At 54.9% G+C, this 7,446-nt stretch carries 6 protein-coding genes and 1 pseudogene; 3 read left to right on the top strand and 4 right to left on the bottom strand.

Going from position 1 to position 7,446, the window contains the following annotated elements; translation table 11 throughout:
- The coding region (locus AB7E14_RS17335; RefSeq protein WP_428169717.1) for a rhodanese-related sulfurtransferase at window positions 1-781 on the bottom strand (781 nt) is incomplete at its 3' end.
- Between the two features lie 225 nt (window positions 782-1,006).
- On the opposite strand from AB7E14_RS17335, the gene AB7E14_RS17330 reads away from it, so the two are divergent.
- From AB7E14_RS17330 to AB7E14_RS17320, 3 genes are all read left to right on the top strand, one after another.
- On the top strand, window positions 1,007-1,927 hold the full coding sequence (locus AB7E14_RS17330) for a Kdo(2)-lipid IV(A) acyltransferase (protein ID WP_044327398.1): 921 nt from the start codon (window positions 1,007-1,009) through the stop codon (window positions 1,925-1,927).
- Between the two features lie 159 nt (window positions 1,928-2,086).
- The gene (mdtG, locus tag AB7E14_RS17325) at window positions 2,087-3,307 is read left to right on the top strand and encodes a multidrug efflux MFS transporter MdtG (RefSeq protein WP_043001019.1); all 1,221 of its coding nucleotides are present in this window, start codon (window positions 2,087-2,089) and stop codon (window positions 3,305-3,307) included.
- A gap of 81 nt (window positions 3,308-3,388) precedes the next feature.
- Window positions 3,389-3,763, top strand: a complete 375-nt coding sequence (locus tag AB7E14_RS17320) for a MysB family protein (RefSeq protein WP_043001020.1) — start codon at window positions 3,389-3,391, stop codon at window positions 3,761-3,763.
- Here AB7E14_RS17320 and AB7E14_RS17315 read toward each other — a convergent pair whose 3' ends face one another.
- The 3 genes and pseudogenes from AB7E14_RS17315 to mdoG form a co-directional block, all read right to left on the bottom strand.
- Window positions 3,764-4,003, bottom strand: a complete 240-nt coding sequence (locus tag AB7E14_RS17315) for a YceK/YidQ family lipoprotein (protein WP_192927005.1) — start codon at window positions 4,001-4,003, stop codon at window positions 3,764-3,766.
- Window positions 4,004-4,075: 72 nt separating this feature from the next.
- On the bottom strand, window positions 4,076-6,604 hold the full coding sequence (mdoH, locus tag AB7E14_RS17310; protein WP_043001021.1) for a glucans biosynthesis glucosyltransferase MdoH: 2,529 nt from the start codon (window positions 6,602-6,604) through the stop codon (window positions 4,076-4,078).
- Window positions 6,597-7,446 (bottom strand): annotated as a pseudogene (mdoG, locus tag AB7E14_RS17305) (glucans biosynthesis protein MdoG); the annotation flags it as partial. The pseudogene mdoG and the gene mdoH, both read right to left, overlap by 8 nt.

Here is a 7,446-nt window from a genome sequence, read left to right as displayed (position 1 = left end):
CTGAAATACGCTCACCCATGCGCTCATCAAACACAAAGTTTTTGCCGATGAAACGTACCGGTAATCCCTGCTCGCGGGCCTTGCGTGCATATTCAATGATACCGCCTTCAATGTGCCACACTTTACTGAAGCCATTGTGCTTCATCCAGGCGCTGGCTTTTTCGCAGCGAATACCGCCGGTACAGTACATCACAATCTTTTTATCTTTGTGTTCCTGCATCATTTCGACCGCTTTGGGTAACTGCTCGCGGAACGTGTCGGCCGGGATTTCCAGCGCGTTCTCAAAATGGCCCACTTCGTATTCGTAGTGGTTACGCATATCAATGAACAGCGCATCCGGGTCGTCGAGCATCGCGTTCACTTCCGCGGCCTTGAGATAGTCGCCGACATCGCTGGCATCAAAACTCGGGTCCTCAATGCCATCCGCCACAATCCGCTCACGCACTTTCATTCGCAGCACCCAGAAGGATTTCCCGTCATCTTCCAGCGCAATGTTCAGACGCACGCCGTCAAGTGCCGGATCAAAGGCGTACAGCTGCTGGCGGAACGTCTCCACCTGACTTTGCGGTACGCTGATTTGGGCGTTAATCCCTTCATGCGCCAGATAGATGCGACCGAAAACATTCAGCGCGGTTAACTTTTGATACAACGCATCGCGTGTGGCCTGCGGGTCTGCGATGGTAAAATATTTGTAGAACGAAATGGTCGTGCGCGGCTCAGTTTCAGCCAACATCCGGGCTTTGAGGGCATCATTGGAAATACGGTTATGTAACACTGGCATGGTGTACGGGTCCTGCGGCAGGTGAAAATCAGAATCGGCGGCATCATATAGCAATCCGCGCCAATTTACATCCATACATTTTGCGCTACATTTCTTTCTTCAAAATAAAAAATTAACAACATTTGCTGCATTTATCGCCATTCCGGAGCCACAAATTTTTTCTGACGGCGAAAAAATGCAACAATACAGATAATTGCCCGTTTTAAGGTATACAACAGGAAAGACATGACGAATTTACCTAAGTTCTCCGCAGCACTACTGCATCCACGGTATTGGTTAACCTGGCTCGGTATTGGCGCACTTTGGTTGGTCGTGCAGTTGCCCTATCCGATACTCTATCGCCTTGGTCATATGATCGGTCACCTGGCGTATCGTCTGATGAAGCGGCGGACGAAAATTGCATATCGTAACCTCGAGCTCTGTTTCCCTGAAATGAGTGAGCGTGACCGCCATGCGATGGTGGTTAAAAATTTTGAATCCGTCGGTATGGGTCTGCTGGAAACCGGGATGGCCTGGTTCTGGCCCGATCGTCGCATTGCCCGCTGGACCGAAGTGATCGGCATGGAGCATATTCGTGACGTTCAGGCTCAGCAGCGCGGTATTTTGCTGGTGGGGCTGCACTTTTTAACCCTGGAACTCGGTGCGCGTCAGTTCGGTTTGCAGGAACCCGGCATCGGCGTTTATCGCCCGAATGATAATCCCTTGATCGACTGGCTCCAGACCTGGGGTCGTATGCGCTCAAACAAATCCATGCTCGATCGCAAGGATCTGAAAGGGATGATTAAGGCGCTGAAGAAAGGCGAAGTGGTCTGGTATGCGCCGGACCACGATTATGGCCCGCGCGCCAGCGTGTTCGTCCCGCTTTTTGCCGTTGAACAGGCTGCCACCACCTCCGGCACCTGGATGTTGGCGCGAATGTCTAATGCCTGCCTGGTGCCGTTTGTACCGCGTCGCAAGCCCGATGGCAAAGGCTACCAGCTGATTATGTTACCGCCAGAATGCTCACCGCCGCTGGATGACGCAGAGACCACCGCCGCATGGATGAACAAGATTGTTGAGAAGTGCATCATGATGGCACCGGAACAGTACATGTGGCTACATCGTCGTTTCAAAACACGTCCTGCTGGCGTACCTTCCCGTTATTAAATCCTGCATAGCAGCCCCTTTTGGGCTGCTTTCTCACCGTTTTTAGCGATAAAAGCTCCCCACATTGCGACCCTCTGCATCCAGGCGCATAATGAATATGCTTAATTTATATTCGTTTTTTGCCCGATCGCGCCAACAGCGCATCACACGCGGATCGCTATGTCACCCTCTGATACTCCCATAAACTGGAAACGTAATCTCACTGTCACCTGGCTCGGCTGTTTCTTAACCGGCGCCGCATTTAGCCTGGTGATGCCATTTTTACCACTTTATGTCGAACAACTCGGCGTAACGGGCCACAGTGCGCTCAACATGTGGTCCGGACTGGTCTTTAGTATTACGTTTCTTTTCTCTGCGATCGCCTCTCCCTTCTGGGGCGGGCTTGCCGACCGTAAAGGCAGAAAGATTATGCTGCTGCGCTCTGCGCTGGGGATGGCAATAGTGATGCTGCTAATGGGCCTTGCGCAGAATATCTGGCAGTTTCTGGTACTGCGCGCGCTGCTCGGGTTGCTGGGCGGATTCATTCCCAACGCCAACGCCCTCATCGCCACCCAGGTCCCACGCAATAAAAGCGGCTGGGCGCTGGGAACGCTCTCTACCGGCGGCGTTAGCGGTGCATTACTCGGCCCGTTAGCGGGCGGCCTGCTCGCCGACCAGTACGGCCTGCGCCCGGTTTTCTTCATCACCGCGACGGTACTGCTGATCTGTTTCTTACTGACGCTGTTTTTTATTCGCGAAAACTTCAAACCCATCAGCAAGAAAGAGATGCTGCGCGTCCGGGAAGTAGTTGCCACGCTTAAGAACCCGAAACTGGTGCTGAGCCTGTTCGTCACCACGCTGATCATTCAGGTCGCGACCGGTTCCATTGCACCGATTTTAACCCTCTATGTGCGGGAGCTGGCGGGTAACGTCAGCAATATTGCGTTTATTAGCGGGATGATTGCCTCCGTACCTGGCGTCGCCGCATTGCTCAGCGCGCCGAGATTAGGCAAGCTGGGCGACCGTATCGGACCGGAGAAAATCCTCATTGTGGCGCTAATCTTCTCCGTTCTGCTGCTGATCCCGATGTCTTTTGTGCAGACCCCGTGGCAACTGGCGGTGCTGCGCTTTTTACTGGGCGCTGCCGACGGCGCGCTGCTGCCGGCGGTACAAACGCTGCTGGTCTATAACTCCACAAACCAAATCGCCGGGCGCATCTTTAGTTACAACCAGTCGTTCCGCGATATCGGCAACGTCACCGGCCCGCTCATGGGAGCAGCGATTTCCGCTAACTACGGCTTCCGTGCCGTCTTCCTGGTCACTGCCGGGGTGGTATTGTTTAACGCCATTTATTCCTGGAACAGCCTGCGCCGTCGTGCTCTCACGCGAACAGCGGGATGATTTTTCAGCATTCATACTTGCATAACCGGAGAATCAGCTATTCTTTCCCTGATTACCTCATCAAATCAAAGGGAGACTCAGATGACCATGTATGCAACGCTGGAAGAAGCCATTGACTCAGCCCGTGAAGAATTTATGGCGGACCATCCTGAGCTTGAACAGGACGAAGCCAATGTACAGCAGTTCAACGTGCAGAAGTACGTGCTACAGGATGGCGACATCATGTGGCAGGTCGAGTTTTTTGCCGATGAAGGCGAAGAAGGCGAGTGCCTGCCGATGCTCAGTGGCGAGGCCGCGCAAAGTGTCTTTGACGGCGACTATGATGAGATAGAGATCCGCCAGGAGTGGCTGGAAGAGAATACACTGCATGAATGGGATGAAGGCGAATTTCAGCTTGAGCCCCCCCTGGATACCGAAGAGGGTCAAACCGCAGCCGATGAATGGGATGAACGGTAATTACTCGTAAGGGCCGTGATGCATGTCCAGCGGCAACAGCAGCGTGTCAAACACCAGCGAGAACGGCAGATCGAGGATAGTGACATAACGCCATGCTGAATCCCGGACGTCCCACTGCACTCCCGGATAGTACTGGTTGCCATGCCCCTGTCCGGGGATTGTCCGGCTGATAATGCTGCCGCACCCGCTTAACAGCATCACCATGATGCCCACCGCTACGATTCGCACGTGATACCTCATTAATCGTTTTCTTCAGTATAAAAAAATACCGGCGCAAGCCGGTATTTTTCAGATGATTTCGCCGGGTGGCGCTTACGGCGTCTTCAGCGTCTGTGGGTTCAGGGTAATACCCTGATAATAACTCACCCACGATGAATACTTCTCTGGCGAATTCCAGACACGATAGTGCAAACGCGCCATCGTCACCGGATCGCTCAGCAGTACCAGACGACGGTCGCGATTCAGTTTTTCCGGGGTCTCGTTCAGCGCCTGCTCAACGTGACGATCGCGGGCAATCTCCAGTACCTGGCTTGCACGGTGACGTGCCGTCGCCATCGCAGTGGCCAGCGCGTTAAACGATGGGTTAAACACCGCGTGCATGAAGCCATCGTCAAGCGAGCGGTTGCGGTTCATCACCAGATACTTGTCGGTATCCACCAGCACCTGCGGCGGCGAATATTCTTCCGGGATCAGGAACAGCTTCCAGCGTTTGGTACGCAAACCGACCGTTGAACGGCTGGAGATCACCGAGACAAACGGTGACAGGATCAGCGAGAAGACAATCGGTGCCAGCCAGAACAGGAAACGCAGATCCAGCCACGCCATACCGACCGCCCATACCAGACCCAGCAGCAGTTGCGAACCATGACGCATAAACGCTTCGCCCCACGGCGTAGAGTCATCGTCACGCTGCGGCGAGTTCCACACCACTTCCCAGCCCAGGAAGGCGCTCACCACGAAGACGGTGTGGAACAACATACGCACCGGCGCCAGCAAGACGGAGAACAACACCTCCAGCAGCAGCGACAGCGTCACGCGAATAAAACCACCGTACTCTTTGGTGCCTTTACACCAGATGAGCAGAATACTCAGCAACTTCGGCAGGAACAGCAGCACCATTGTCGAGGCAAACAGGGCTATTGCCAGTTCAGGACGCCACTGCGGCCAGACCGGGAACAGCTGGCGCGGTTGCAGGAAGTATTGCGGCTCGGTAAGCGCATGGACTACCTGCAGCGCAGTCGACAGCGCGAGGAACATAAACCACAGCGGCGCGGAGAGATAAGACATCACCCCGGTCAGGAACACGGCGCGGTGAACCGGATGCATCCCTTTTACAAGGAACAGACGGAAGTTCATCAGGTTGCCATGACACCAGCGCCGGTCACGCTTCAGCTCATCCAGCAGGTTCGGCGGCAGTTCTTCATAGGAACCGGGCAGATCGTAAGCAATCCACACGCCCCACCCGGCTCGACGCATTAATGCCGCTTCCACGAAGTCGTGCGACAGGATGGAACCGGCGAAAGAGCCTTCACCCGGCAGCGGCGCCAGCGCACAGTGTTCGATAAACGGCTTCACGCGGATGATGGCATTGTGCCCCCAGTAATGGGACTCACCCAACTGCCAGAAGTGCAAACCCGCGGTGAACAGCGGTCCGTATACGCGCGTCGCAAACTGCTGACAGCGCGCATACAAAGTGTCCATGCCGGACGCCTTCGGCGATGACTGAATGATCCCGGCGTTCGGGTTCGCTTCCATCAGACGCACCAGACCACTCAGACACTCACCGGTCATCACGGAGTCAGCATCCAGCACCACCATGTAACTGTACTGGCTGCCCCAGCGACGGCAGAAGTCATCAATATTACCGCTTTTACGCTTCACACGACGGCGACGACGGCGGTAGAAAATCTGTCCTTCGCCCTGCACTTCGGCAATCAGCTCCATCCACGCCTTTTGTTCAGCAACGCAGATATCGGGGTTGTAGCTGTCGCTAAGAATATAGACATCGAAATGTTCGCCGTTGCCGGTCGCTTTTACTGATTCCCATGTCGCGCGCAGGCCAGCAAAAACACGATCAACGTCTTCGTTACAGATAGGCATAATCAGCGCGGTACGGTGCTGCGGATTCAGCGGTTCGTCACCGACCGTTGACGCCGAAATACTGTACTTATCGCGACCAATCAGCAGTTGCAGGAAGCCCATTAACGCGGTCCAGAACCCGGCGGAAACCCAGCAGAACAGCACCGCAAAGAGGATCAAAATACCGGTTTGCAACATGTACGGCAGCAACTGCATGAAGGAGACCCACAGGTCCTGCCCAACCATATCCGCCGGATTGATCAGCGCCCAGCCCTGATACGGCAGAATCGTCTTCATGTACCAGGTCGCGACGACCGTCTGCGCCAGCGTCAGCAGCAGCAGCGTATAGCGACGAAGGGTGCCAACGGTACGCCACTTCTGCTCGCTTTCCTGTTCTTCTTTCGTCAGACGCGCGAGATAGCGCGGCGTAACGTCACGTCCACGCAGACGATCCCAGAAACGCCCAACCGGGTTGGTGCGCCAGGGATCGGGAAACATCGAAGAACGTTTGGCTTTAGGCATTGCCTGAAGCTGATCGCGCCCTTCGTCATCTTTGATCAACTGCCCTTCGCCCAGCGAGTCTGGCCAGGCTTGTTGCAGACGCGCTTTGACAGAACCCTGCGGTGAATCGTCTTCTCGCGAGTAACGGCGATGCTCGGCATCCAGCGCTTCATGCACCGCGCGGATGTCAGTTGTCGGCAATGCCGCTTTCTCGATCTCCGAGAGCGGCATGGCGTCAATGTACTCAGTTGTCTTATTCATTGGCAGGTAACTGGTAGCTCCAGGTTTCACTCAACGTCTGATCGGCATTGACTAATGCCGCACGCATTTCAGTGGTTTTCTTCACATCTTTCACTTTCACGCGCATCGTCATACGCCAACCTTTGGTGATCGGGTTGTAACGGACTGTTGTTTCCACGATCTCGCCGTTGTCGCCAATGCTGGTTTGCGCGGTGACCGGGGTATCCTGCGGCAGTTTTTTCATGTCCGTGCCGGTGAAGTCCACCACGAAGGCGATCGTGCCGTCAGGCTGGCGAATGAGATTAGACTGTTTGACATCGCCGGTTGAACGACGCGTCTGCTGCACCCAGGCGTTATCCGGCGCATGAAGTTTGTCTTCATCGCGGCTGAACGTCAGGGTGTATTTAAAGTTCATCTCTTTGCCAGGCTCAGGCAGTTGATCCGGCGTCCAGTAAGCGACGATGTTATCGTTGGTTTCGTCATTGGTCGGGATTTCAACCAGTTCAATCTTACCCTTGCCCCACTCGCCTTTCGGTGTAATCCAGGCGCTTGGGCGCAGATCGTAACGGTCGTCGAGATCTTCAAAGCGAGAGAACTGACGGCCGCGCTGGAGCAAACCAAACCCTTGCGGGTTTTCCATCGCAAAACTGCTCACCGCGAGGTGTTTCGGGTTATTCAGCGGACGCCAGATCCATTCACCGTTGCCGGCATGAATCGACAAACCGTTGGAGTCATGCAGTTCCGGACGATAGTTCGTCGCCGGTGAAGGCTGGTTTGGCCCATACAGGAACATACTGGTTAACGGCGCCACGCCCAGTTTACCCACCTTATCGCGCAGGTAGACTTTCGACTGCACGTCGACA

Origin of the sequence: Citrobacter sp. (assembly GCF_050252275.1) — a bacterium.
Lineage (GTDB): Bacteria > Pseudomonadota > Gammaproteobacteria > Enterobacterales > Enterobacteriaceae > Citrobacter_A > Citrobacter_A amalonaticus.
Note: the sequence above shows the minus strand (reverse complement) of the source record. Positions and strands in the feature narration are given on the sequence as shown.

Bases quoted from the DNA above. Each gene is read 5' to 3' on its own strand.
- AB7E14_RS17330 (WP_044327398.1), top strand. From the start codon at position 1,007: ATGACGAATTTACCTAAGTTCTCCGCAGCACTACTGCATCCACGGTAT.
- mdoH (WP_043001021.1), bottom strand. From the start codon at position 6,604: ATGAATAAGACAACTGAGTACATTGACGCCATGCCGCTCTCGGAGATC.
- mdtG (WP_043001019.1), top strand. From the start codon at position 2,087: ATGTCACCCTCTGATACTCCCATAAACTGGAAACGTAATCTCACTGTC.
- AB7E14_RS17315 (WP_192927005.1), bottom strand. From the start codon at position 4,003: ATGAGGTATCACGTGCGAATCGTAGCGGTGGGCATCATGGTGATGCTG.
- AB7E14_RS17320 (WP_043001020.1), top strand. From the start codon at position 3,389: ATGACCATGTATGCAACGCTGGAAGAAGCCATTGACTCAGCCCGTGAA.